Source organism: Streptomyces sp. ISL-11, from assembly GCF_018614525.1.
Classification (GTDB): domain Bacteria; phylum Actinomycetota; class Actinomycetes; order Streptomycetales; family Streptomycetaceae; genus Streptomyces.
Window position 1 is genome coordinate 16,428 of the sequence record NZ_JAGGOL010000151.1, and the last position, 23,207, is coordinate 39,634.

General features: G+C 71.6%; 26 protein-coding genes. 12 read left to right on the top strand and 14 right to left on the bottom strand.

Annotation, left to right across the window (positions count from 1 at the left end; all coding sequences use genetic code 11):
• Positions 1-276 precede the first annotated feature (276 nt).
• Both J7E86_RS25925 and hutH read left to right on the top strand, forming a co-directional pair.
• Positions 277-1,365, top strand: coding sequence for a GGDEF domain-containing protein (locus J7E86_RS25925; protein ID WP_215084838.1), 1,089 nt, complete (start codon positions 277-279; stop codon positions 1,363-1,365).
• A gap of 341 nt (positions 1,366-1,706) precedes the next feature.
• Positions 1,707-3,251: a histidine ammonia-lyase gene (gene hutH, locus J7E86_RS25930; RefSeq protein WP_215084792.1), complete on the top strand. Its 1,545-nt coding sequence runs from the start codon at positions 1,707-1,709 to the stop codon at positions 3,249-3,251.
• Positions 3,252-3,261: 10 nt separating this feature from the next.
• Here hutH and J7E86_RS25935 read toward each other — a convergent pair whose 3' ends face one another.
• On the bottom strand, positions 3,262-3,555 hold the full coding sequence (locus J7E86_RS25935; protein ID WP_215084794.1) for a hypothetical protein: 294 nt from the start codon (positions 3,553-3,555) through the stop codon (positions 3,262-3,264).
• Positions 3,556-3,998: 443 nt separating this feature from the next.
• Here J7E86_RS25935 and J7E86_RS25940 point away from each other — a divergent pair, with 443 nt between their 5' ends.
• The 3 genes from J7E86_RS25940 (at position 3,999) to J7E86_RS25950 (ending at position 7,613) form a co-directional block, all read left to right on the top strand.
• Complete coding sequence (locus tag J7E86_RS25940; protein ID WP_215084796.1) at positions 3,999-5,270, top strand: Ig-like domain-containing protein; 1,272 nt, start codon at positions 3,999-4,001, stop codon at positions 5,268-5,270.
• A 334-nt stretch (positions 5,271-5,604) separates the two neighbouring features.
• Entirely contained in the window at positions 5,605-6,837 is a 1,233-nt protein-coding gene (locus tag J7E86_RS25945; protein ID WP_308312732.1) for a DUF2786 domain-containing protein, read from the top strand.
• 164 nt (positions 6,838-7,001) lie between these two features.
• Positions 7,002-7,613: a hypothetical protein gene (locus tag J7E86_RS25950; RefSeq protein WP_215084800.1), complete on the top strand. Its 612-nt coding sequence runs from the start codon at positions 7,002-7,004 to the stop codon at positions 7,611-7,613.
• A 75-nt stretch (positions 7,614-7,688) separates the two neighbouring features.
• Here J7E86_RS25950 and J7E86_RS25955 read toward each other — a convergent pair whose 3' ends face one another.
• From J7E86_RS25955 to J7E86_RS25975, 5 genes are all read right to left on the bottom strand, one after another.
• Positions 7,689-8,180, bottom strand: coding sequence for a hypothetical protein (locus J7E86_RS25955; protein ID WP_215084802.1), 492 nt, complete (start codon positions 8,178-8,180; stop codon positions 7,689-7,691).
• A gap of 80 nt (positions 8,181-8,260) precedes the next feature.
• On the bottom strand, positions 8,261-8,485 hold the full coding sequence (locus J7E86_RS25960) for a DUF397 domain-containing protein (protein ID WP_215084804.1): 225 nt from the start codon (positions 8,483-8,485) through the stop codon (positions 8,261-8,263).
• A gap of 283 nt (positions 8,486-8,768) precedes the next feature.
• Positions 8,769-9,617: a helix-turn-helix transcriptional regulator gene (locus J7E86_RS25965; RefSeq protein WP_308312733.1), complete on the bottom strand. Its 849-nt coding sequence runs from the start codon at positions 9,615-9,617 to the stop codon at positions 8,769-8,771.
• Positions 9,599-10,108: a DUF6879 family protein gene (locus J7E86_RS25970; RefSeq protein WP_215084806.1), complete on the bottom strand. Its 510-nt coding sequence runs from the start codon at positions 10,106-10,108 to the stop codon at positions 9,599-9,601. Before J7E86_RS25970 ends, J7E86_RS25965 begins: the two co-directional genes overlap by 19 nt.
• Positions 10,095-10,301: a hypothetical protein gene (locus tag J7E86_RS25975; protein WP_215084808.1), complete on the bottom strand. Its 207-nt coding sequence runs from the start codon at positions 10,299-10,301 to the stop codon at positions 10,095-10,097. Before J7E86_RS25975 ends, J7E86_RS25970 begins: the two co-directional genes overlap by 14 nt.
• Before the next feature lie 199 nt (positions 10,302-10,500).
• On the opposite strand from J7E86_RS25975, the gene J7E86_RS25980 reads away from it, so the two are divergent.
• On the top strand, positions 10,501-10,971 hold the full coding sequence (locus J7E86_RS25980) for an NUDIX domain-containing protein (RefSeq protein ID WP_215084810.1): 471 nt from the start codon (positions 10,501-10,503) through the stop codon (positions 10,969-10,971).
• Between the two features lie 12 nt (positions 10,972-10,983).
• Here J7E86_RS25980 and msrA read toward each other — a convergent pair whose 3' ends face one another.
• Positions 10,984-11,679 (bottom strand): peptide-methionine (S)-S-oxide reductase MsrA, encoded by a 696-nt coding sequence (gene msrA / locus J7E86_RS25985; RefSeq protein WP_215084814.1) that lies wholly within the window; start codon positions 11,677-11,679, stop codon positions 10,984-10,986.
• A 65-nt stretch (positions 11,680-11,744) separates the two neighbouring features.
• Positions 11,745-12,836 (bottom strand): hypothetical protein, encoded by a 1,092-nt coding sequence (locus J7E86_RS25990; RefSeq protein WP_215084816.1) that lies wholly within the window; start codon positions 12,834-12,836, stop codon positions 11,745-11,747.
• Positions 12,837-12,995: 159 nt separating this feature from the next.
• Between J7E86_RS25990 and J7E86_RS25995 the strand changes: the two genes are divergently transcribed.
• Entirely contained in the window at positions 12,996-14,141 is a 1,146-nt protein-coding gene (locus J7E86_RS25995; RefSeq protein ID WP_215084817.1) for a cystathionine gamma-synthase, read from the top strand.
• 15 nt (positions 14,142-14,156) lie between these two features.
• Here J7E86_RS25995 and J7E86_RS26000 read toward each other — a convergent pair whose 3' ends face one another.
• The 3 genes from J7E86_RS26000 to J7E86_RS26010 form a co-directional block, all read right to left on the bottom strand.
• Positions 14,157-14,408, bottom strand: a complete 252-nt coding sequence (locus J7E86_RS26000) for a hypothetical protein (RefSeq protein ID WP_215084820.1) — start codon at positions 14,406-14,408, stop codon at positions 14,157-14,159.
• Positions 14,405-14,911, bottom strand: coding sequence for a sigma factor-like helix-turn-helix DNA-binding protein (locus J7E86_RS26005; protein WP_215084822.1), 507 nt, complete (start codon positions 14,909-14,911; stop codon positions 14,405-14,407). The genes J7E86_RS26000 and J7E86_RS26005 overlap by 4 nt, the downstream gene beginning before the upstream one ends.
• Positions 14,912-15,032: 121 nt before the next feature.
• The gene (locus J7E86_RS26010; protein WP_215084824.1) at positions 15,033-15,533 is read right to left on the bottom strand and encodes a MarR family winged helix-turn-helix transcriptional regulator; all 501 of its coding nucleotides are present in this window, start codon (positions 15,531-15,533) and stop codon (positions 15,033-15,035) included.
• A 269-nt stretch (positions 15,534-15,802) separates the two neighbouring features.
• Here J7E86_RS26010 and ilvA point away from each other — a divergent pair, with 269 nt between their 5' ends.
• The 3 genes from ilvA (at position 15,803) to J7E86_RS26025 (ending at position 18,965) form a co-directional block, all read left to right on the top strand.
• Positions 15,803-17,020, top strand: a complete 1,218-nt coding sequence (gene ilvA, locus J7E86_RS26015) for a threonine ammonia-lyase (protein ID WP_215084842.1) — start codon at positions 15,803-15,805, stop codon at positions 17,018-17,020.
• Positions 17,021-17,106: 86 nt separating this feature from the next.
• Positions 17,107-18,111, top strand: a complete 1,005-nt coding sequence (locus tag J7E86_RS26020; RefSeq protein WP_215084826.1) for an ATP-binding cassette domain-containing protein — start codon at positions 17,107-17,109, stop codon at positions 18,109-18,111.
• Positions 18,108-18,965: an ABC transporter permease gene (locus tag J7E86_RS26025; RefSeq protein ID WP_215084828.1), complete on the top strand. Its 858-nt coding sequence runs from the start codon at positions 18,108-18,110 to the stop codon at positions 18,963-18,965. The genes J7E86_RS26020 and J7E86_RS26025 overlap by 4 nt, the downstream gene beginning before the upstream one ends.
• Before the next feature lie 88 nt (positions 18,966-19,053).
• On the opposite strand, the gene greA is transcribed toward J7E86_RS26025, so the two are convergent.
• Both greA and J7E86_RS26035 read right to left on the bottom strand, forming a co-directional pair.
• Positions 19,054-19,551 carry a transcription elongation factor GreA gene (gene greA / locus J7E86_RS26030; RefSeq protein WP_130879623.1) on the bottom strand — a complete coding sequence of 166 codons (498 nt, stop codon included), beginning with the start codon at positions 19,549-19,551 and terminating at the stop codon, positions 19,054-19,056.
• A gap of 175 nt (positions 19,552-19,726) precedes the next feature.
• A complete protein-coding gene (locus tag J7E86_RS26035) occupies positions 19,727-20,137 on the bottom strand; it encodes a DUF4307 domain-containing protein (protein ID WP_215084830.1) in 411 nt (136 codons plus the stop codon).
• Positions 20,138-20,263: 126 nt separating this feature from the next.
• On the opposite strand from J7E86_RS26035, the gene mca reads away from it, so the two are divergent.
• Positions 20,264-21,133, top strand: coding sequence for a mycothiol conjugate amidase Mca (mca, locus tag J7E86_RS26040; RefSeq protein ID WP_215084832.1), 870 nt, complete (start codon positions 20,264-20,266; stop codon positions 21,131-21,133).
• Between the two features lie 4 nt (positions 21,134-21,137).
• Positions 21,138-21,389, top strand: coding sequence for a hypothetical protein (locus J7E86_RS26045; protein WP_215084834.1), 252 nt, complete (start codon positions 21,138-21,140; stop codon positions 21,387-21,389).
• 24 nt (positions 21,390-21,413) lie between these two features.
• Here J7E86_RS26045 and J7E86_RS26050 read toward each other — a convergent pair.
• Positions 21,414-23,207 (bottom strand): tetratricopeptide repeat protein (locus J7E86_RS26050; RefSeq protein ID WP_215084836.1); only part of this gene is annotated, 1,794 nt, incomplete at its 5' end.

Here is a 23,207-nt window from a genome sequence, read left to right on the forward strand (position 1 = left end):
TCCGCGTCGGTCGTACGCGGGGAGCCGGCCCCGCCGGACGGGCTTGACGCCGCTCGCCCGCGCCGCGACGGTCCTCGTCGACAAGGCCCGAGCGCGCGGCGTCATGGCGATCCGGCCCGGCCGGCCGCCCCCGCGACCGGTCGTGGGGCGGAATGAGCCCGACATTCTTACGCTGGAGTGCAAGATCTGCACGCAGTGACGGAATGTGAGGCTCGGGTGGCAGCTGAAGGGGAGTGCGACGGCCGCCTGCGCGCCGTGGTGGAGCTGGCGCAGGCCATGGCGGCGGCGCGCACCCCGCTGGAGAGCGTCGAGGCCGCGGCGGAGGGCGCGCGGCGGGCGCTGGGAGGTTCGTTCGCCGCGATCTCGGTCTGGGAGCGCGAGCGCGGGCGGCTGCGGGTGCTGGTCAACGCGGGCGAGCGGACCGAGGGGGAGGAACGGTTCCCCGAGGAGGAGTCCTACCCCGTGCACGACTTCCCCGAGATCACGGAGTTCCTGCACGAGCGCTGGGTCGGCGGGCAGCCGGACGCGTGGGTGGAGACCTCCGGTGGCGACTCCGAGGCCCGGGGCCGGCAGCGGGTGGCCGCCCTCCTGCGGCGCGGGCGCGGCAGCTGCGTGGTCGCGCCCATCGTCCTGCACGGGCGGGCGTGGGGCGAGCTGTACGTGGCCCGGCCGACGGGTGCGGCGGCCTTCGACCGTACGGACGCGGACTTCGCGACCGTCCTGGCCGCCGTCGCGGCGGCCGGGATCGCCCAGACCGAACGTTTGGAGGAAGTGCGGCGGCTCGCCTTCACCGACCCCCTCACGGGCCTGGGGAACCGCCGGGCGGTCGACTCGCGGCTGGACGAGGCGATCGAGCGGCACCTGTCGGAGGGCGTGGTCGTCAGCCTGGTGGTCTGCGACCTCAACGGTCTGAAGCGGGTCAACGACACCCTCGGCCACGCGGTCGGCGACCGGCTGCTGGAACGCATCGGCTCGGTGCTGTCGCTCTGCGGGGCGATGCTGCCGGGCACGTTGGCCGCGCGGCTGGGCGGTGACGAGTTCTGTCTGCTGACGGTGGGTCCGTCGGCGGACGACGTAGTCCGCGTCGCCGGCGAACTGTGCCGGAGGGCGGCCGGGTTGGAACTCGGCGAGGGCGTCGCGTGCGGCGTCGCCTCCACGGGCGACCCGATCGGTGCCGTCGGTACGGCCCGCCGCCTGTTCCGCCTCGCGGACGCGGCCCAGTACCGGGCGAAGGCGGCCCGCGCCACGGACCCGGTCGTGGCCGGCCGCGACGGCGGCACCCACGACCCGGTGATCCGCCTGGCGGACCACCCCCCGGCTCACCCGACGGCGGAACGGCGCCGCTTCCGGGGCCGGAGACCGTGAGGATGGCCTGAGGATCAAGCCCCGGTCCGGGATGCCGGTGCGGGGCGCGAAATCCAGCCCGTCCGGCGATTGAGGACACCCCGGTACGGGATGCCGGTGCGGGGAAGGCCCGCAATTCCAGCCCGTCCGGCGTTTGAGGACACTCCCGCCCTGGTGCGGGGCGCGAAATCCAGCCCGTCCGGCGATTGAGGACACCCCGGTACGGGGCGCGTACGCAAAGGCCGCACTCCCGATCAAGCCCACCCACCGCCGAAGGCACCCGCGGCCCGCGACCCTACCCCCCAAAGCCGTCGGCAGACAGATGGTGACAGGCAGCGATTCAGTCTCTAGGGTGCCTGAATATGGATATGCACACTGTGGTGGTGGGGACGGCCGGTACAACCGCGGAAGACGTGATCGCCGTGGCGCGCGACGGCGCCCGCATCGTCGTATCGGAAGAAGCGCTGGCCGCCGTCGCCGCCGCGCGGCAGGTCATCGACGACCTCGCCGCCAAGCCCGAGCCCGTCTACGGCGTCTCCACGGGCTTCGGCGCCCTCGCCGTCCGTCACATCAGCCCCGAGCTGCGCGCCCAGCTCCAGCGCAACATCGTGCGCTCGCACGCCGCCGGCATGGGCGCCCGCGTGGAGCGCGAGGTCGTGCGCGCGCTGATGTTCCTGCGGCTGAAGACCCTCGCCTCCGGGCACACCGGCGTCCGCCCCCTCGTCGTCGAGACCATGGCCGCGATCCTGAACGCGGGCATCACCCCCGTCGTGCACGAGTACGGCTCCCTCGGCTGCTCCGGCGACCTCGCCCCGCTCTCCCACTGCGCGCTCACCCTCATGGGCGAGGGTGACGCCGAGGGCCCCGACGGCGAGCTGCGCCCGGCCGGCGAGCTGCTGGCCGCGCACGGCATCGAGCCGGTCGAGCTGCGGGAGAAGGAGGGGCTCGCCCTCCTCAACGGCACCGACGGCATGCTCGGCATGCTGGTGATGGCCTGCGCGGACTTCTCCCGCCTGCTCACCTCCGCCGACATCACCGCCGCGCTCTCGCTGGAGGCCCTGCTCGGTTCCGAGAAGGTCCTCGCCCCCGAGCTGCACGCCATCCGCCCGCACCCGGGTCAGGGCGCCAGCGCCGGGAACATGCTGCGCGTACTGGCCGGTTCCGGACTCACCGGACACCACCAGGACGACGCGCCGCGCGTGCAGGACGCGTACTCGATCCGCTGCGCCCCGCAGGTCGCGGGCGCGGGCCGGGACACCCTCGCCCACGCCCTCCTGGTCGCCGACCGCGAGCTGGCCGCCGCCGTCGACAACCCCGTCGTCCTGCGCGACGGCCGCGTCGAGTCCAACGGCAACTTCCACGGCGCGCCGGTCGCGTACGTCCTGGACTTCCTCGCCATCGCCGCCGCCGACCTCGGCTCGATCGCCGAGCGCCGCACGGACCGGCTGCTGGACAAGAACCGTTCGCACGGGCTGCCGCCGTTCCTGGCCGGCGACCCGGGCGTCGACTCCGGCCTGATGATCGCGCAGTACACGCAGGCGGCCCTGGTCAGCGACATGAAGCGGCTCGCCGTGCCCGCCTCCGTGGACTCGATCCCCTCCTCCGCGATGCAGGAGGACCACGTCTCCATGGGCTGGTCGGCGGCGCGCAAGCTGCGGACGGCCATGGACGCGCTGGGGAAGGTCATCGCCGTGGAGCTCGTCGCGGCGACCCGCGCGATCGAGCTGCGCGAGGGCCTGACCCCGGCACCGGCCGGCCGCGAGGTGCTGCGGGCCGTGCGCGCGGCAGGCGTCGAGGGCCCCGGGGAGGACCGTTTCCTCGCCCCCGACCTTGCGGCCGCCGAGGCGTTCGTACGGTCCGGAAAGCTCATCGAGGCCGTCGAGTCGGTGACCGGAACGCTGGCCTGACGGAAGGCCGTTACCGAGCCGCTGTGCGCGACCTGCGCACAGCGGCGGTGACGAGAGCACCGCCCGCCGCGACGAACGCGACGCCCCCGAACACGTACGGGGTGGTGTCGACGCTCCCCGAGTCGGCCAGGGACAACTCCTGGGTGGCGGCGCCCGGCTGCCGCTGGGCGGCGGCCTCCCGAGGGGCCGCGGCCTGTCCCTGTGCCGCGTGCTCAGGGGTGGCGTGCGCGGTCGGTACGAACCACATCGCACACAGCAGCGAGCCGGCGGCGACGGCGGTCAGCAGCGGGCGGTGTGCGCTCACGGAAACGAATCCCCCTCGGGGCGGCGGAGATTGGGGACCGCCACGCGTGGGCGGGTCCCCGGCTGACCGAATGTTAGTGATACGAACGGGCCGGGGGAAGCCGGGAGAGGCCACGGCCGCGCCCGGGGCGGCGCCCGCGGTGACTTCGAAGTGGTGACGAGGCCGAGCCCGGGGCCCGGCAGAGGCCGGGTCGAGGCCAAGTCGCGGGATGTCAAGGGCATCATGGCCCTGGCCACCACACCCGTCCCGCACGCACCATGGAAACCGGCCTTGTACCAGCGCCCCGGCTTCCATGTCGGCCCCGTGAAGGGCTTTACTGGGGTGGTCTTCCCCACATTTTCCTGAGGAGTGGAACGGACGTATCGGTGCAGGCGTTCCTCAAGTAGTAGCCGGGATACGTGTTGCCCCACGGTTCGGCTCGGGGATTTCGGGGTCCAGGAGCAATGGAGAAGCGTGTGATGACGGACGGCAAGCGCCGCAAGGGCCTGGTGGCCGCGGCCGCTGTGCTCGGTGGTGTGCTGACCCTCGCCGCCTGCGGTGGCGGGGACGACAACGGCAAGAGCGACTCCGGCGGTGGCAAGTCCCAGAACAAGGTGGACGCCGCGGCCGCCAAGGAAGCCTCCAAGGCGCAGATCAAGATCTCGCAGAAGGACGGCTCGACCAACGCCGGAATCACCGCCGATGCAGCCAAGGTCACCGTCAGTGACGGCGAGCTCACCAGCGTCAAGATGACGACGGACAAGGGCACCGCGGTCGAGGGCACGATATCGCCGGACAAGAAGTCCTGGCAGCCGGCCAAGCCGCTGGAGCGCTCGACCAAGTACAAGGTCGTCGTCGAGGCCAAGGACTCCGAGGGCCGCAAGGCGACGGAGAACTCCTCCTTCTCCACCGTCTCGCCCGCCAACAGCTTCATCGGTGCCTTCACGCCGGAGGACGGCTCGACCGTCGGCGTCGGCATGCCGGTGTCGATCAACTTCGACAAGCCGATCAAGGACCGCAAGGCCGTCCAGTCCGGCATCACGGTCAACTCCAGCAGCGGCCAGAAGGTCGTCGGTCACTGGTTCGGTGACCAGCGCATCGACTTCCGCCCGCAGGAGTACTGGAAGGCCAATTCCGACGTCACCCTGAAGCTGGACCTCGACGGTGTCGAGGGCGCTCCCGGCCTCAAGGGCGTGCAGAAGAAGTCGGTCTCCTTCAAGATCGGTCACTCCCAGGTCTCCACGGTCGACGTGAAGACCCACAAGATGACGGTCATGCGGGACGGCAAGGAGCTCAAGATCATCCCGATCTCGGCGGGCAGCCCCGAGAACCCCACGTACAACGGCAAGATGGTGATCTCCGAGAAGTTCAAGGAGACCCGGATGGACGGCTCCACCGTCGGCTTCACCAAGGGCGACGGCAAGGGCGAGTACGACATCAAGGACGTGCCGCACGCGATGCGTCTGTCCCAGTCGGGCACGTTCATCCACGGCAACTACTGGGGCGGCGGCATCTTCGGCAGCGCCAACACCAGCCACGGCTGCATCGGCCTGGAGGACAAGCAGGGCGCGGACGACGCGTCCACCGCGGGCGCCTGGTTCTTCACCAACTCCCAGCTCGGTGACGTCGTCGAGGTCAAGAACTCCAACGACAAGACCATCGCTCCGGAGAACGGCCTCAACGGCTGGAACATGGACTGGAACGCCTGGGTCGCCGGCAGCGCGACCGGCGCGTAAGCCGTCCGGGCCGCAGGGCCCACCGTCCACCCGCCGGGTGGCGGGCCGACATCACGTCGGCCCGCCACCCGGCGGTGGCGTTTCCCGCCCTTTCCGCCTTTTCCGTCCCCGGCCGACGTCAACCCGGCGCCCGGCTGTCGCCCGGAACGGTCGGCCGGCGGCAGCGGACGTACCGGGCGGGATCGCCGTACGAGTGAAGTCGCGCGCTTCCCGGAGAATGGGACGTACACGTTTCCGCCCGCGGAAGCCCGAGAACCCCGCGGAAGCCCAAGATCCGGTGGAAGCCCGAGAACCCCGGGGCGGCCCGGGAAGCCCGAGGAAGAGAGCCCAGCCCGTGGCCAAGCGCAGCAAGCGGCAGCAGGAACGGCCGGAGGACGCCGAACTGCTGTCGACCGTCGAGACGACCGTGGCCGCCCTGCGCGCCCAGGGCCCCGACACGCTCGACGACGCGGTCTACGCCGCCGCCTCCGCCCTGGCCGCCGCGCCCGCCGGCTGGGAAGCCGTGAGCCGCGCCGTGCTGCGCACGGCCGAGCGGGCCCTGCGGCGCTGCTGGGAGGGCGGCTGGCAGCCCGCGGACGTCATGCGGCTCGTCCGCAGGGAGCTGACCGCCGCCGAGACGCGGTTCGCCGTCGACGCCGTCGCCGCCGAGGCGCGGCGGTACGCGCCCGGGACGCTCGGTGCGCGCTGGGCGGCCCAGCTGGCGGAGCTGGACGTACGGGTGTGGTGGGAGGCGGACGACGCCTTCCTGGAGGGCTTCGCGGGGCGTGAGCGGCTGAGCCGCTTCGAGACGGCCGCCTGTGCGCTCGGCGCGCTGCGGCTGATCGGCGGACTGCCGAGGATCGGGGCGGCGGGCCCGCTGCCGGGGGCCGCCCACGCGCGGCCGGCCGTCGCCGTCGAGCCGCGGATGCTCGCCCGGATCCGGGCGCTGCTGGCGAAGGCGGAGTCGACGGAGTTCGCCGAGGAGGCCGAGGCCCTCTCGGCGAAGGCGCAGCAGCTCATGGCGCGGTACTCCATGGACGAGGCCCTGCTCGCGGCCCACTCGGCGGAGCCCGTGGACGGCCCGGCGACCTGCCGGGTCGGCGTCGAGGGCCCGTACGAGTCGGCGAAGGCGCTGCTCCTGGACGCGGTCGCCGAGGCGAACCACTGCCGGGCCGTGTGGACGAGCGAGTACGACTTCTCCACCGTCGTCGGCTTCGAGGGGGACCTGGAGCTGGTGGAGCTGATGTACACGTCCCTGCTGGTGCAGGCCACCACGGCGATGCGCCGGGCGGGCGACGACCACCACGCCCGGGGCCGCTCGCGCCGCACCCGCGACTTCCGCCAGTCCTTCCTGATCGCCTACGCGGCCAGGATCCGCGACCGGCTGACCGTCGCGGCGGAGGCCGTCGTGGCGGAGGGGGCCCGCGCCGAGGCGGAGGTCCTGCCGGTGCTGGCCGCGCGGGACGTGGCGGTCGGCGAGTCCACGGAACGGCTCTTCCCGGCCATGACCTCGCACCGCCTCAAGGGCCGCGACGCGGAGGGCTGGGCGCGCGGCGAGGAAGCGGCGGACGCGGCGAAGCTGCGTTAGCGGGCCGGGGGGCGCGACGTACGGGCCGGGGCGGCCCCCGCCCTTGCGGAGCGCCGTGGGTGTTCACCCGCCCCCTGCTCCCTGATTCCTCATCAGGGGCGGGTGGGGGTCGGCTCGGGGGCATGCCGGAGGCCGGGCGCGGCTCGCGGGGACAGGATCGGGGCATGACCGAACGATCACGAGGAATCCGCCCCGCCGCCCTCACCCGGGCCGCCTTCGTCGCCGGGCCGCTGTGCATGCTGGCCTACGGGGCCATCCGGCTCTCCGACCCGGAGCACGGGCCGGGCCTCGCCTGGACGGCCGGGCATCTGGCGTTGATCGCCGGGGTGGTCCTCTTCGGCGTGGCGTTTCCGGGCCTGCGGCGGCTGGCGGAGCCGGCCGGCACGGCGGGGCGCGTCGGCGCCGCGACGGCGACCGTCCTGGGGCTGGCCGGCACGCTGGCCGTGGTCGCCCAGGCGGTGATCGACCTCGTCGTCGGCTTCCGCTCGGCCGACCGCGCGGACATGAACCGACTCTTCGACCAGGTCCAGAGCCACCCCGGTGTCATGCCGGTGGTCTACACGGTGGGCCCGCTGCTCTTCTACGTGGGCCTCGTCTGGCTCGTGGTCCAGCTCGCCGTGCGGCGCCGCGTCGGCCCGTGGTGCCCCGCCCTGGTGGTGCTGGGCACCGCCACGATGGCGGTGAGCCTCGACCTGATACCGGTGGGTGCGGCGCTCTACGCAGCGGCCTTCGCTCCTCTGGCACGTGGGGATCGTGCCCGTATCGTCCCCGCGTAGGCCGAATGGGTGTTCCCTGGCGGCGGTGACGCTCGCGCTCGGAACCGGTGGGGGGGCTGGCGTCGGGGGCTGCTGTCATGCGGAGCCGGAGACAGGGCAGGGGAGGTCGGGAGCGGAGAGGTTCGGGGAGCATGTCACCAGTGCGACCGAGTGGAAGACCGTGCCCTTGAGGTAGTGGCCGAGGGACACATCCATGCCCCACGTCAGCCGCTCGACAGCAGCCCCCACGAGGAATAGCAGGCGCGTGACCTTCCGCTCTCCTCCGGAGGCGAACCTGGGGGCGAACTCCGCAAGCTGGAGCCCCAGCCATTCACCCGCTTCCTTCGGTTCCTCCCACGTGCCCCGGATCATCGACGCCGGTTTTATCAGCCAGTGCGCCGTCTGAAGTGGCGGAATGCCCGTCACGGCGAACTCGGCGGCCACCTCTCGGAATCGCTCCGCAAGCCGGTGAGCAGCCGCGTCCCCCTTCCGCGGCACCGGTGGGGGGTCGGGATGGGGCGGTCGCCGAAGCGCCTCATCGTCGAATGTCCTCTTTTCTCCGACCCATGAGTACCCATGGATGTGCACGTACGCGCTCCGTTCCGGGCAAGACGACGGCCCCACCCGTCGGCGTGTGGGCGAGGCCGTCAATGAGGAGGCTCGACGAATCAGGCGGAGAGCCCGAACCTCGCCGGGTTGATGCCGGCCGCGTCCAGTTCGGCCGTGGTGAAGCGCAGCGGCTCGCCGTGCGGGTGCTTGCTGTTGCCCAGCGCCCAGGCGTCCGGGCCGATCTTGGCGAGGGTCACGCACGCCTCGCCGTCCGGATGAGTGTTGCCTCCGCAGGCGCGGCGGAACTGCGCTGTCGTGATGTCGAGTCCGTACATGTCAGGCATTGGTCCTCCTTGATTCAGACGGGAACGGCACTGTCGTCGCGCTCGCGGAGCGCCCTGGTGCCGCGCAGTGCCTCCACGATCTGCTCGACGCACGAGGTGGGGGAGAGCCCGGGTGCCCGAGCGGTTGGACCTCTGTGAGTCACCTGGGGCCGCACCGCCCGTAGGCGGGTCTCAGCGAGGGGACAGATGGGCGGTGGGCCCATGGCGGTCGTGGGACTGCTCACCGGAGTTCCCTCCCTCGGGTGTCGGCAATGCCGATGCTTCACCCGCTGAGCAGCTCGTTCTAGGGCCTTTCCCGTTGGGGCAAGAATCCGTCCCGGATGCCCTCGACCAGTGCTTTCATGTCATCGCCGTAGACCGCCACGGCGGCGAACCGGTCGAAGGTGTCGAGGTACAACTGCACGTCCTTCGGGTCACGAGTGGTGACCTCGGAGTGGAACGTTTCCACGATCACGATCCGGTCGTCGTGGAGGCTGAAGCAGGTCATGGGGAAGTCCGGCATCCGTCGCTCGGCCGGCACGACACCCAGTGAGACGTTGGGCAGGCGGGACACGGAGACGAGCCGGTCCAACTGGAGGGCCATCACCACGGGCTCGCTGATACGCCAGGTCAGGACGTGCTCGCAGATCAGAAACTGGAACGACCGACCGGACTCGTACAGGACCGATTGACGCTTCAGGCGAGCGGCAACGGTCTTGGCCTGGGTCTCCTCCGGGAGCGCCGGAGGGAGCGAGAACACCGCTGTGGCGTACTCGGGTGTCTGGAGCAGTCCGGGGATCAACTGGCCCTGGAACAGTCGCAGGGTGGTTGTGCCGGCCTCGATGGCTCGGATCGTCTTCTGGTGCTTCCACGGGCCCATGCGGCGCAGCAGACGCCACGCGGTGGCCTCCGTGGCCTCGGCGCGGGCCGTGACGAGGAACTCCTGCTTGATCTCCTCACTGACCCCTATGGCGGTCAGGACGAGATCCACGTCCTGGACGGTCGGCCGGACCTTGCCGGTTTCGATCTTCGACAGCTTTCCGGCGGACATGGAAGCCCTGCGGGCCACCGCGTCACCTGTGAGACCGGATGCGTCGCGGAGCGCCCGCAGGGCTCTGCCGATCGAGTCCGTGGTCAGCGGTGTCGCTCCCAGTACTCCGAGAACGGCACGGCCGCGGCGAGCGCCTGCTCCCGGTAACCCCGGTATTCGCTGATCCGGTCCGAGGGGAGCAGCTCACCGCCGAGGAACGCACCCTCGGGCGTGTAGTGCATCCGGTACACGTCCCTGTCGTCGAACAGCCAGAAGTCGTGATTCGGCAGGCAGCTCACGTCCTGCTCGGTCAGGTCGATGATGCCGATGGATTCGCCGGCCGTGATGTTGCCCGGGTAGGCGGCCAGTTCGTATCGGAGGTAGTCGGTCAGTGGGGACCTGAGTACGTGGACACGCGAGACTTCCTTGCCCTTGTCGGTCATCGACCGCATCCAGGGGTTGTCGTCCCAGTCGGGTCCCATGTCTCCACCGGCCAGGAAGCGTTCGAGTTCCTCGCGTTCCTCCTCGATGTCGTAGACGGCGAGCGTCTCCAGCCTGAAGGCAGTCCGCTCGAAGGCGTCGAAGAGCCGCCCGAACTCCTCACCGGTGAGCACGGAAGTACTCCTCCAGGACGGCGGCCGGCACAACGACAGCGGTCTCACCCTCAGGGACATCGAGCTGGGCCAGCCTCTTGGGGTCGGTGATGACGTACCCCTGGACCACGTAGTCCTTGCCGTCCTCGGTGCCCCACAGCGTCGGGCACGTTCCGTTCTTGCACTCCGGCCCACCGGACAGCTTCCGTAGCATCCTCGCCCCCACACGTCGGCGTACGCCTGTCGCTCGATGCTCCCGAGGCGTTCACCATCGGGTCAAGTGCCTGATCTTTCCGGAACGGGAAAGGTCCCGAGCCGTACGGCCGGGCAGGCTAGGTGTAGTGCCGCTACACGTACGCGCAGAGCTTCGACGCGGTGTGGGCGACAGCGACGCCCGTCCAGGAGGAGTGACCGTGTCCCGCACCGAGTACTACGACGATCCGGAGGCCCCCGAGCCCAACAGTCTGGTCGTGGCCGCATCCGCCGTGGTGACCGACGGGCGTGGCCGCATCCTGTTGCAGCGCCGGCGTGACAACGATCTATGGTCGCTGCCTGGAGGCGGCATGGAGATGACCGACTCGCTCCCCGGCACAGCCGTGCGCGAGGTCAAGGAAGAGACTGGCCTGGACGTGGAGATCACGAAACTGATCGGCATCTACACCGACCCGCGCCACGTGATCGCCTACTCCGACGGCGAGGTACGGCGACAGTTCAACGTGTGCTTCACCGCACGCGTGGTCGGAGGACAGCTCTCGATCTCCGATGAATCGACCGAGCTGCATTTCGTCCACCCCGAGGAGATCGCCACGCTCCCGATGCATCACACCCAGCAGCTCCGTATCCGGCACTTCCTGGAGCATCGGGAGCGCCCCTACCTCGGGTGACGTCCCGCAAGGTCAGTCCTCGACCGGCGCGATCCCTGTCGGGCATGAAGCGCCCCAGTTCGTTTCGAAGGGGTCACCCAGCTTGACCCCCGTCCCCCCGATCCCGCAGTAGCCCTGCGGGTTCTTGTCCAAGTACTGCTGGTGATGGGCTTCCGCGTAATAGAACGGGCCCGCCGGGAGGATTTCCGTGGTGATGGGGCCGTAGCCCGAGCCGGTCAGGACCGACTGGTACGACGCGCGGGAGGTCTCCGCCGCCGACTGCTGGGCGGGGGAGTGGGTGTAGACCGCCGAGCGGTACTGCGTGCCGCGGTCGTTGCCCTGGCGGAAGCCCTGCGTGGGGTCGTGGGACTCCCAGAAGAGCTTCAGCAGGGCCTCGTAGGAGGTCACGGCCGGGTCGTAGACGACGCGGACCGCTTCCGTGTGGCCGGTGAGGCCGCTGCACACCTCTTCGTAGGCGGGGTGGGGCGTGTGGCCGCCCTGGTAGCCGACCAGGGTCGTCCAGACGCCGGGGGCCTGCCAGAACTTGCGCTCGGCACCCCAGAAGCAGCCCAGGCCGAAGTCCGCCACGGCCAGGCCCTCGGGGTAGGGGCCTGCCAGGGGCGTGCCGAGGACCGTGTGCCGCTCCTGGAGGGGGAATTCCGGTTCCGGGCGGCCCTTCAGCGCCTCCTCGGGGGCGGGGAGGCGGGTCTCGCTGCGGGAGAAGAGCATTGCGGCTCCAAGGGAGAGGGGCGCGGTCGTCCCCCCTTCAACGTGTCACGGCCGGCCAGGATTCCCTAGCGGCTCCCGCCCGCCCGCTCCCAGCCCGCGACCGCCAGCGCCCGGAACGCCGCGTACGCCGCGACCGGATCCGGCTCGTACGACCACGGCACCGCGCCGATGTGGCCGTCGACCGCCCGCAGCTGCTCCATCGCCTCCGGGTAGCGCTCGGCGCGTACCAGGAACCACACCAGCAGGTGGCGCACGTGCGGCAGCACGGGGTGATCGGCCGGTGCGCCCGCCACCGCGAACCGCGCGGCCTCGATCGCCTGTGACACCACGACGCCCCGGTAGAGGCCGGGCACCAGCTCGACGTCCGGCAGGTGGTCGTGGACGGCGAAGAGGGGCAGCGCGGGCAGCAGGCTGCCGCCGGGCGCCGCGGCCGCCGCGCGCTGCGCGAAGGCGTCGGCCTTCTCCTGCGTGCCGTGCCACTTCGCGCTCCAGTAGCGCAGGGCCACCAGGTGCGCCCCCATGTGGTGCGGGGCGCGCGAGAGGACCGTCTCCCAGAGCGACTGGAACTCCGCCTCGCTCGCGCCGAGCCCGCGGGCGATGCCCAGCTGGACGATGTACGGGACGGGGTCGCCCGGTGCCAGCAGGGCCGCCTCGCCGCAGACCGTACGGGCTTCCTCGAGGATCATCCGGTAGTCCTGCGAGGACGGGTCGCGCATCGCCTGCTGGGCCAGGAACTCGGCCTGCACGGCCGCGCCGCCCGCGTCCTTCGGGGCCACGACCCGCCAGTGCCTCAGCCACATCCCGCCCGTGCCGGGCGTCTCGGCCAGCTCCTGGGCGGCCGCGCCGGCCAGCGTGTGCACGCGCTGCCAGCGCAGCTCCGGGGCCGACGTGGCGTCCGTACGGGCCAGCAGGTCGGCCGCGGGCTTCCAGTCCTGGGTGCGCCGCGCCTCCTCGACGGCCGCCAGCAGCTCCGGGTCCGGGCCGGGCAGCCGTACGTCGAGCCGCTCGGCGGGGACGAAGCCGTACACGCCGACCGGGTCGACCGCGGTCCGGTCGCCCCGCAGCGCGTCCTGCCCGGCGCGCCGGCGGCGCATCGCGGGCCCGATCACCACGCCGCAGACGAGGACGACGGCGAGCAGGATGACGAGAAACTCCATGAGCTGTCCTGACAGAAAGGGAAAGAAGGGAATAAAGGGAAGGAATGGGATGGAGGGTGAGGGTCTACGCAGGGACAACGCGGCAGCCCGGCGGATCGTTCATCCTCCGGTTACAAGTGAACAGGAGTGTTCATGTATTCGGGGTACTACTCTCGGGGCATGAGCGACCAGCACTCTTTCGAAACCCTCGCCATCCACGCCGGGCAGGAGCCGGACCCGCTGACCGGGGCCGTCGTGCCGCCCATCTACCAGGTCTCCACCTACAAGCAGGACGGCGTCGGCGGCCTGCGTGGCGGCTATGAGTACAGCCGTAGTGCCAACCCCACGCGTACCGCGCTGGAGGAGAACCTGGCGGCGCTGGAGGGCGGCCGCCGTGGTCTCGCCTTCGCGTCGGGCCTGGCGGCCGAGGACTGCCTGCTGCGTACGCTCCTGTCGCCCGGCGACCACGTCGTCATCCCGAACGACGCCTACGGCGGCACGTTCCGCCTCTTCGCCAAGATCGTCGAGCGCTGGGGCGTCGAATGGTCGGTGGCCAACACCTCCGACGCGGCCGCCGTCCGGGACGCGATCCGTCCCCGTACGAAGGTCATCTGGGTCGAGACGCCGTCCAACCCGCTGCTCGGCATCACCGACATCGCCGCCGTCGCCGACGTGGCCCGCACAGCCGGTGCGCGCCTGGTGGTCGACAACACCTTCGCGAGCCCGTACCTCCAGCAGCCGCTCGCGCTCGGCGCGGACGTCGTCGTGCACTCCACCACCAAGTACATGGGCGGTCACTCCGATGTCGTCGGTGGCGCGCTCGTCACCGCCGACGCGGGTCTGGCCGAGGAACTGGCCTTCCACCAGAACGCGATGGGTGCCGTCGCCGGTCCCTTCGACTCCTGGCTGACGCTGCGCGGCATCAAGACGCTCGCGGTGCGCATGGACCGTCACAGCGCCAACGCCTCGCGCGTCGCCGAGCTCCTGCTCTCGCACCCCAAGGTGACCCAGGTGTTCTACCCGGGTCTGCCGGAGCACGCGCTGCACGAGGTCGCGGCCAAGCAGATGCGCGCCTTCGGCGGCATGGTCTCCTTCCGCGTCGCCGGCGGCGAGGAGGCGGCGGTCGAGGTCTGCAACCGCGCCGAGCTGTTCATCCTGGGTGAGTCGCTGGGCGGCGTCGAGTCGCTGATCGAGCACCCGGGCCGGATGACGCACGCGTCGACGGCCGGTTCCGCGCTGGAGGTCCCGGCCGACCTGGTGCGTCTGTCGGTCGGCATCGAGTCGGCGGACGACCTCATCGCCGACCTCACCCAGGCGCTGGGCTAGCCACCGGGCGGCCGCCTACCAGCCGCGCAGCGGCGGCGTCGTCCCGCGGGGCGGCGCCGCCCAGGGTTCGGCGACCGCGGCCCACACGCAGAAGGCGGTGACGGCCGCCACCAGCAGTACCCACGCCACGGCGCGTACGGCCCGGCGCCGGCGCAGGATCGCCCGGCCGCGCCCGGCCGAGCGGGTGACCAGGCCGGGAGGGACCGGCGGACGCGGGACGTCCAGCATCCGCCGGACCTCCTCCTCGGCGCGGTCGTGCCCGCTCATCGCGCGCCCGGCCCCGGCCGGGCGCGCAGGGTGGCGACCGCGCGCGTGCAGATCGTCCGTACGCGCTCGACGGGCAGGCCCAGGCTCGCCGCGGTCTGCTCCTCGGCGATGCCTTCGTGGAGCCGCAGGACGAGCACGAGGCGCTCGCGCGGGGTGAGCCGGGCGAGGACGCCCCCGCGGGGGCGGCGGTGGTGCCGGGCGGAGCGCGCGAAGCGGGCGACGAGCTCCCGGCGGGTGCGTTCGTAGGGGTCCTCGCCGCGCAGCCGGTCCCAGGCGGCGTACGTGCCGGCCAGGGCGGCCGTCAGCAGTCGCTCGGCGGCCTCGTGACCGCCGGGCTCCCCGCCCCTGCTCGGCTGCTCCCCGGCCCGGTCCGGGCCGTCCGGTGCGCCGGTCTCGCCGGTCAGCAGTACGGCGGCGCGCAGCAGCCGTCCGCCCGCGCCCCCGACGAATGCCTCGAACTCCTGGGCGCGGCGGCGCTCCCTGGCCGCCCGCCGCTCTCGCACCGCGCCTCCGCACTCCCGCCGTACGCACCAGGAGAGGGCAGGCGGCGCGGCCGGGTCAAGAGGCCGTGAACGAGGTCTTCAGCAGGCGCGTCTTCAGGAGGTGTCTTCGGGAGGCGACGTCTCAGGAGGCCGGCGCGACCGGGGGGAGGGCGTTGTGGACCTCGGAGAGGGCGGAGTTGAAGCGGGTGAGCAGGGTGCAGAAGGCGTCCCGCTCGTCCTCGGTCCAGCCGTCCGTCACCAGCGCCATCAGCTCGCGGCGCGAGGCGCGCACCTCCTCCAGGCGGGCCTTGCCGCGCGGGGACAGCTGGAGGACGACGGCCCGGCCGTCCTCGGGGTGCGAGGTGCGCTTGACGAGGCCGGTGTCGACAAGCGGCGCCACCTGGCGGGTGACGGTGGAGGAGTCGATGCCCATGCCCGCGGCGAGCGCCTTGACGCCCATCGGGCCTTCCTGGTCGAGGCGGTTGAGCAGGAGGTACGCGGCGCGGTCCATGGAATTGCGGACCTGGCCTACACCGCCGAGCCGGGTCTGCTCGGCGCGGCGTGCGAAGACGGCGACCTCGTGCTGCAGAGCGTCGAGGACGCCTGGGGCGAGGTCGGTCGTCATGTCCGGAGGGGTGGGCATGGCCTGGGGCTCACTTCGTGCGGCGGGCAGGGAATCGCTGAGGATTGGGGGACAGAGTACGCGGCCCGGCGGGCGGCCGTACGGGTGCTGCGCAAACCGCTCGGTATGCCCTTTCCGGTCCGTGCACCGGTATGCGCGGATGTGTACGTCCTGTGGCGGTCGTCGCGGACGCGAGCTGCGAGACTGGCCGCATGGCTGCACGAGTTGGTGATACGGGCGGAAGCGGTTCATCCGCCGTGGCCGGGATGTCCGCGTCGGTGTCCGCTTCGATGTCCGGGATGTCCTTGGCTGTCTCCCTCGACGAGGTGTACAGCGCCCAGAAGACGCTGTCCGGGGTCTCCCGTATGACCGTGCTGGAGGGCAGCCGCCACCTGTCCGCGCTGGTCGGCGCTCCGGTGCACCTGAAGTGCGAGAACCTCCAGCGGACCGGTTCCTTCAAGGTGCGCGGCGCCTATGTGCGGATCGCGGGCCTGTCCGAGCGGGAGCGCGCGGCGGGGGTCGTGGCCGCCAGCGCGGGCAACCACGCGCAGGGCGTGGCCCTCGCGGCCTCACTCCTGGGCGTGCGCTCCACGGTGTTCATGCCGGTGGGCGCGCCCCTGCCCAAGGTCGCCGCTACGCGCGAGTACGGCGCGGAGGTGCGCCTTTCGGGGCAGTTCGTGGACGAGACGATGCGGGCCGCTCAGGACTACGCGAGCGAGACCGGTGCGGTGTTCATCCACCCTTTCGACCACCCGGACATCATCGCCGGCCAGGGCACGGTCGGCCTGGAGATCCTGGAGCAGTGCCCCGAGGTGCGCACCATCGTGGTGGGCATCGGCGGTGGCGGGCTGGCGGCCGGCGTCGCGGTCGCCGTCAAGGCGCTGCGGCCCGATGTGCGGATCGTGGGCGTGCAGGCGGCGGGCGCGGCCGCCTACCCTCCGTCGCTGAAGGCCGGACACCCCGTGTCCATAGAGGCACCGGCGACCATGGCCGACGGCATCAAGGTCGGGCGCCCCGGCGACGTGCCGTTCGCCATCATCGACGCGCTGGTGGACGAGGTGCGCACGGTCTCCGAGGACGAGCTCTCCAGCGCGCTGCTGCTCTGCCTGGAGCGGGCGAAGCTGGTGGTCGAGCCGGCCGGGGCGAGCCCGGTGGCGGCGCTGCTGTCCGACCCCGAATCGTTCGAGGGGCCCGTCGTCGCGGTGTTGTCGGGCGGCAACGTCGATCCGCTGCTGATGCAGCGCATCCTGCGGCACGGCATGGCGGCCGCGGGCCGCTATCTGTCGCTGCGGCTGCGACTGACCGACCGGCCCGGGGCGCTGGCCGCGCTCCTGGAGGTGCTCTCGGAGGTCGACGCCAACGTCCTCGACGTGAGCCACGTGCGCACCGATCCGCGGCTGGGGCTCACGGAGGCCGAGGTCGAGCTCCACCTGGAGACCAAGGGACCCGAGCACTGCGCGGACGTGGGAGCGGCACTGCGCGAGGCGGGCTATCTGGTGATGAGCTGAGGACGTAGGGAGGTTCATTCGCAGGGCGCGACGGCTACCCCGACCGTAAAATCCTGTAATACGTCAACCCACGCGGGGAGAACCCCATGCCAGGCGCCATTTTTGCCGAAGGCCTGGTCAAGACTTTCGGTGATGTCAGGGCTCTGGACGGCGTCGATCTCGACGTTCCGGAAGGAACCGTACTAGGACTGCTCGGCCCCAACGGCGCCGGCAAGACCACAGCCGTACGCGTACTCACCACTCTCATCAAACCCGACCGCGGCACGGCCGTCGTGGCGGGCATCGACGTCCTGAAGAAACCCAACGAGGTGCGCCGCGCCATCGGGCTCTCCGGTCAGTTCGCCGCCGTCGACGAGTATCTGACGGGCCGTGAGAACCTGCAAATGGTCGGCCGCCTCTACCAGATGACGGCCCGCGACGCGAAGGCGCGGGCGGGCGAGCTGCTGGAGCGTTTCAACCTCGGCGACGCCGCCGACCGCACCGCCAAGACGTACTCCGGCGGCATGCGCCGCCGCCTCGACCTCGCCGCGGCCCTGGTCGTCAGCCCGCCCGTGATGTTCATGGACGAACCCACCACGGGCCTGGACCCGCGCAACCGGCAGCAGTTGTGGGAGGTCATCAAGGAACTGGTCGCCGGCGGCACCACCCTGCTGCTGACCACTCAGTACTTGGAGGAGGCCGACCACCTGGCGCACGACATCGCGGTGGTCGACCACGGCAAGGTCATCGCGCGCGGCACCTCCGACCAGCTCAAGGCCCGCACGGGCGGTGAGCGGGTGGAGGTCGTCGTCCACGAACCCGGCCAGATCGGGCCCGCCGACGAGGTCCTGCGCGGCTTCGGCAAGGGCGGCTCCAAGGTCGAGGAGCACATCCGCAAGGTCACCGTCCCCGTCTCCGGCGGCGCGAAGCTGCTCGCCGAGGTCATCAGGGAACTGGACGCGCGCGGCATCGAGATCGACGACATCGGGCTGCGCCGGCCGACCCTGGACGACGTCTTCATCTCGCTGACCGGGCACGCCGCGGAGGCCGGCGAGGAACAGGAGAACGGGCGGGCGAAGAAAGGGCACGAGCCGAAGGAGGTGGCCTCATGACCTCGATCGGCGGCTCCGCGCCCCGGGCGGTCCCCCGGGCCTACGGCGGCGTCGGCCAGTCCGTGCGCGATTCCCTGGTCGTCGCCCAGCGCAATCTGATCCGCATGGCCCGCATCCCGGAGGTGGTCATCTTCGGGCTCATCCAGCCGATCATGTTCGTGGTGCTGTTCAGCTATGTCTTCGGCGGCTCCATCGCCGTGGGCGGCAGCACCGACCCCTCTACGTACCGCCAGTTCCTCATGGCGGGCATCTTCGCGCAGACCGTCACCTTCGCCACGGCCGGTGCGGGCGCGGGCATCGCCGACGACATGCACAAGGGGCTCATCGACCGGTTCCGGTCGCTGCCCATGGCGCGCGGGGCCGTGCTCACCGGCCGTACCCTCGCCGACCTGGTGCAGACGGCGCTGACGCTGGTGGTGCTGGCGATCGTCGCGGTGATCGTGGGGTGGCGCACGCACGCGGGCATCCCCAAGGCGGTGGCGGGCTTCGCCCTGCTGCTCCTGCTCGGCTACGCCTTCTCCTGGATCGGCGCGCTGATCGGCCTGTCCGTACGGACCCCGGAGGCGGCCACCTCGGGCGGGCTGATCTGGCTCTTCCCGCTGACGTTCATCTCGAACGCCTTCGTGCCCTCCGACAACATGCCGATGGTGCTGCGCAACCTCGCCGAGTGGAACCCGTTCAGCGCCACGGTGCAGGCGGCGCGGCGGCTCTTCGGCAATCTGCCGGACGGCTATCCGGTGCCGGCGGCCTGGCCGATGCAGCATCCGGTGTGGGCGTCGCTGATCTGGTCGGTGGTGATCATCGTGGCCTTCCGCACGCTGGCGGTGCGCAAGTACCGGTCGGCGACGGCCTGAGGGGCGCGCGGGCGGCCGCGTACGGGCAAGGGGAGAGCCCCGGAACCCCGTGAGGGGGCCGGGGCTCTTCCGGGTCCTGCGGGCGGGCTCACGCCTGGTAGGGCTTGGCCTCCAGGATGCGGACCTTGGCCTTCTTGCCGTTCGGCAGCTCGTACTCGGCGTCCTCGCCGATCTTCTTGCCGTTGACTCCGGTACCCAGCGGGGACTGGGGGGAGTACGTCTCGATGTCCGAGCTGGCGTATTCGCGGGACGCGAGCAGGAAGTCGAGCGTGTCGTCCGGGTCGCCGTCGAAGGCGATGGTCACGACCATGCCAGGGGCGACCACACCGGTCGCGGCAGGGGCCTCGCCGACCTTCGCGGCCTCCAGCAGCTGCGTGAGCTGGCGCACACGGAGCTCCTGCTTGCCCTGCTCCTCCTTGGCCGCGTGGTACCCGCCGTTCTCTCGCAGGTCACCCTCCTCGCGGGCCGCCGCGATCTTCATCGCGATCTCGGTGCGAGCGGGACCAGACAGGTACTCCAGCTCGGCCTTGAGCTGGTCGTACGCCTCCTGAGTCAGCCAGGTGACGTTGTCGCTGGTCTGGGTCACAGGTGCTCCTCGTCGGTACTGGGAAAAACGTGGGGTTACAGCGGGGATACAAATGAACGCCCTACTCAGAAGGGTGCGCCTTCAAAGGTGGGCGAAACCACGAGCCTAACAATTAGGTCGGGAAAGGGGGAAGAAGCCGAGGGGACGAAGTGCGCAAGAAACGCGTCAGGGCTGGTCAGCCGCGTGACGCGGCCCGACACCCCTCCAGCTCCGTGGCGGCGGCGTGCCCTGTGGTACGGAGCGTGACCAGCTCGGTGAAGTGCTCCTCGCGGCGGTCGAAGGTGACGTCCTTGCGGGCGACCTCGGAGCCGTCGCTGCCCAGCGAGCGCAGGGTGCAGACGCCGGCCGCGTCCTTCTCCTTACGGATCTCCAGGACCGCCTGGACGCTGTCGTCCGAGACCGTACGGGAGCGGACGAGCTGCCCGCTGACGTCCGTCTTGGTGATGTAGTGCACGCCGGACCAGGCGATGACACCGAGCAGACCGGCGCCCAGGACGGCGCCGACGATCTTCAGCTTGCGGTCGGCGCGCTCGTCCGCCGAGCGGCCGTAGCGGCCCTCGGGCAGCCCCTCGCGTGCCGCAGCCATGATCTTCCTCCTGGTCCGGGACCGGTCGTTGAGAACCGGAATGAATCGAGTCCCGCTTCGGTCACTATAGGAGGCGCCCCGAAACACCGATAAGACGGGCCATGACCAGTGACTGAGGATCGAGCCTTGACTGAGCAGCTGCGACTGATGGCCGTGCACGCCCACCCCGACGACGAGTCGAGCAAGGGCGCGGCCACGATGGCGAAGTACGTGTCCGAGGGGGTGGACGTGCTGGTCGCGACCTGCACGGGTGGTGAGCGTGGCTCCATCCTCAACCCCAAGCTCCAGGGCGACCCCTACATCGAGGAACACATCCACGAGGTCCGTGCCAAGGAGATGGACGAGGCGCGCGACATCCTCGGCGTGAAGCAGGAGTGGCTCGGCTTCGTCGACTCCGGGCTGCCCGAGGGCGACCCGCTGCCGCCGCTGCCGGAGGGCTGCTTCGCCCTGCAGGACGTCGACGAGGCGGCCGGTGCGCTGGTGAAGCTGATCCGCGAATTCCGTCCGCACGTGGTCACCACGTACGACGAGAACGGCGGCTACCCGCACCCCGACCACATCATGACCCACAAGATCTCCATGGTGGCCTTCGAGGCGGCCGGCGACCCGTCCCGCTACCCCGAGGCCGGCGAGCCCTGGCAGCCGCTGAAGCTCTACTACAACCAGGGCTTCAACCGCCCGCGCACCCTCGCCCTCCACGAGGCGCTGCTGGAGCGCGGCATGGAGTCGCCGTACGGCGAGTGGCTGGAGCGGTGGCACACGCTGGGCCGCGAGCGGACCCTGACCACCTACGTCCCGTGCGGCGAGTTCTTCGAGATCCGCGACAAGGCGCTGATCGCGCACGCCACGCAGATCGACCCGGACGGCGGCTGGTTCCGGGTGCCGCTGGACCTCCAGCGGGAGGTCTGGCCGACCGAGGAGTACGAACTGGCGAAGTCGGTCGTCGGAACTTCCCTCCCCGAGGACGACCTCTTCGCGGGCATCCGCAACAATTGACCCCATGATGAGCGCGACTGCTTCCCTCGCCGCCACCCACCTCGTGCCGTTCGCCGCCGAGGAGCTGGACAAGAACAAGGTCACGCCCGGTGTGCTCGGCTTCCTCGTCTTCGCCGTCATCGGCGGGGCCGTCTGGCTGCTGATGAAGAGCATGAACAAGCACATGAAGCGGGTGGACTTCGAAGAGGAGCCCGAGCCCACGGCCGAGCCCGCGGCCGCCTCCGCCGCCGAGGGCGCCGGCGCCGGCCGGGGCTGACGTCGGGCGGGCGCACCTCGCGGCTCAGCCGCCGCGGGGGAGCACCGCCATGACCTCACGGGCACGGCGGCTCGGGACCATGCCGAGTCGCCATGCCTGCCATCCCGCCTCCGGCTCTATGCCCCGCTCCAGCATCAGGGCGTACGTCTCGACGCAGTCCTCCAGCGGCGGGTCGGTCGCCCAGTCGGCGGCGCGCAGCTCCCGCAGCAGCCCGGCCAGCTCCTCCCGGGCCACCGCCGACCCCACCACCGAGCCGCCCGGTGAGGCGAACGGCAGCAGCGTGCAGCGCAGGAACCGGGCCCAGGCCGCGCCGCGCCGGTCGCCGTAGCCCGTGAAGAGGCCCTCCGCTTCCTCCAGCAGCTCCAGCGCCGGGGCGGCCCGGCCGTTGCCCGCGTCGACGACGGCCAGCTCCACACAGGACCAGCCCTCGCCGTGCGCCACGTCCAGCCGGCGGAAGTCCGCCCGCGCGTCCTGGAGCAGCTGCCGGGCGAACCCGCTGTTGCGCAGGCTGCCCGTCTGCGCCGCCCTCTGGTCACGGGTGACCCGCGCCGCGTGGTGCCGGGCGCATGCCAGGCCGTAGACGTCCCGCATCCGGTTGAACATCGTCCGCGCCCGCTCCAGCGCCCGCACCGCCGCCGCCGGCTCGCCGCGCTCCTCCAGCGACTGGCCCAGGTAGTACAGCGACCACGCCTCGCCGCGCGCGTCCTCGTTCTCCCGGTGCCGGGCCAGCGCCCGGTGCAGCTCCTCGGCCGCCGAGGCCGCGTCCCCGGCCACCAGCCGGGCCCGCGCCAGCTGGGTCAGCGCCCAGGCCTCACCACGGCCGTCCTGAGTCCGCCCGTACAGCTCCAGGGCCTCGCGCAGCTCCGACTCCGCCGCCGCCACCTGGCCCATCCGCAGCCGCACCTGGCCGAGCTGGAAGTGCGCCCACGCCTGGCCGTGCAGGCTCTCGCTCTCCCGGTGCAGCTCCAGCGCCTCGGCCAGGAGGTCCAGCGCCTGCGCTATCCGCCCCCGGTCCCGCTCGACGGCGCCCAGGGCGTGCAGGGTCCACGCCCGGTCGCCGCTGAGCTCCCGGCCGCCCTGGAGCGCGAGTGCCTCCCGCAGCTTGTCCGCCGCCTCCCGGAGATTGCCCTGGTGCTGCATCGTGACGCCCAGATCGCGCAGGGCCCGGGCGGCGCCCGCCGGGTGCCGCGCGTCGAAGTACAGGTCGACCACCGACGACAGCGTCGTACGGGAGGTGTCGAGCTCCCCCAGCTGCCGGGCCGCGATCCCCGTCCGCCACTGCACCGACCGCACCAGCAGCCCCCGGTCCGTGGCCCGGGTCAGCTCGCTCAGCTCCCCCAGGCGGTAGAGGTCGCCGCGCAGCAGGCAGTAGTCGCACAGGGCACCGAGCAGGTGCAGCACCGCCGACTGGTCCACACCCTCGGTCTGCCGCAGCGTCGCCGTGATGAAGCTCGACTCGTCGTCCAGCCAGCGCAGCGCCGCGTCCAGCGAGGTGAAGCCGTGCCCGCCCGCCGCCCCGCCGACGAACCTCCCGGCCCGGGTCGAGGTCTTGCCGTCCACCATCCGGATCACCGAGTCCGCGAGCTCGGCGTAGCTGCGGATCAGCCGTTCGTGCGCCGCGCCCCGCTCGCCGGGCTCCTCCTCCTGATGCAGGCGGGCGTGCGCGAAGGCCCGCACCAGGTCGTGCACGCGGTACCGGCCGGAGCGCACCGGTTCGATCAGGCCCGCGCGGGCCAGCGCCGCGAGCTCCCGCGCCGCGCCCCGTTCGTCCTCGGCCAACAGCGCCGCCGCGGCGGCCGCGCCCAGCGATGCCCGGCC

Bases quoted from the DNA above. Each gene is read 5' to 3' on its own strand.
- J7E86_RS26045 (WP_215084834.1), top strand. From the start codon at position 21,138: ATGATGAGCGCGACTGCTTCCCTCGCCGCCACCCACCTCGTGCCGTTC.
- J7E86_RS25950 (WP_215084800.1), top strand. From the start codon at position 7,002: ATGACCGAACGATCACGAGGAATCCGCCCCGCCGCCCTCACCCGGGCC.
- J7E86_RS26010 (WP_215084824.1), bottom strand. From the start codon at position 15,533: ATGCCCACCCCTCCGGACATGACGACCGACCTCGCCCCAGGCGTCCTC.
- J7E86_RS25940 (WP_215084796.1), top strand. From the start codon at position 3,999: ATGGAGAAGCGTGTGATGACGGACGGCAAGCGCCGCAAGGGCCTGGTG.
- J7E86_RS25925 (WP_215084838.1), top strand. From the start codon at position 277: ATGGCGGCGGCGCGCACCCCGCTGGAGAGCGTCGAGGCCGCGGCGGAG.
- J7E86_RS25975 (WP_215084808.1), bottom strand. From the start codon at position 10,301: ATGCTACGGAAGCTGTCCGGTGGGCCGGAGTGCAAGAACGGAACGTGC.
- J7E86_RS26000 (WP_215084820.1), bottom strand. From the start codon at position 14,408: ATGAGCGGGCACGACCGCGCCGAGGAGGAGGTCCGGCGGATGCTGGAC.
- J7E86_RS26035 (WP_215084830.1), bottom strand. From the start codon at position 20,137: ATGGCTGCGGCACGCGAGGGGCTGCCCGAGGGCCGCTACGGCCGCTCG.
- J7E86_RS25960 (WP_215084804.1), bottom strand. From the start codon at position 8,485: ATGCCTGACATGTACGGACTCGACATCACGACAGCGCAGTTCCGCCGC.
- msrA (WP_215084814.1), bottom strand. From the start codon at position 11,679: ATGCTCTTCTCCCGCAGCGAGACCCGCCTCCCCGCCCCCGAGGAGGCG.
- ilvA (WP_215084842.1), top strand. From the start codon at position 15,803: ATGTCCGGGATGTCCTTGGCTGTCTCCCTCGACGAGGTGTACAGCGCC.
- J7E86_RS26020 (WP_215084826.1), top strand. From the start codon at position 17,107: ATGCCAGGCGCCATTTTTGCCGAAGGCCTGGTCAAGACTTTCGGTGAT.
- J7E86_RS26025 (WP_215084828.1), top strand. From the start codon at position 18,108: ATGACCTCGATCGGCGGCTCCGCGCCCCGGGCGGTCCCCCGGGCCTAC.
- J7E86_RS25995 (WP_215084817.1), top strand. From the start codon at position 12,996: ATGAGCGACCAGCACTCTTTCGAAACCCTCGCCATCCACGCCGGGCAG.
- hutH (WP_215084792.1), top strand. From the start codon at position 1,707: ATGGATATGCACACTGTGGTGGTGGGGACGGCCGGTACAACCGCGGAA.
- J7E86_RS25990 (WP_215084816.1), bottom strand. From the start codon at position 12,836: ATGGAGTTTCTCGTCATCCTGCTCGCCGTCGTCCTCGTCTGCGGCGTG.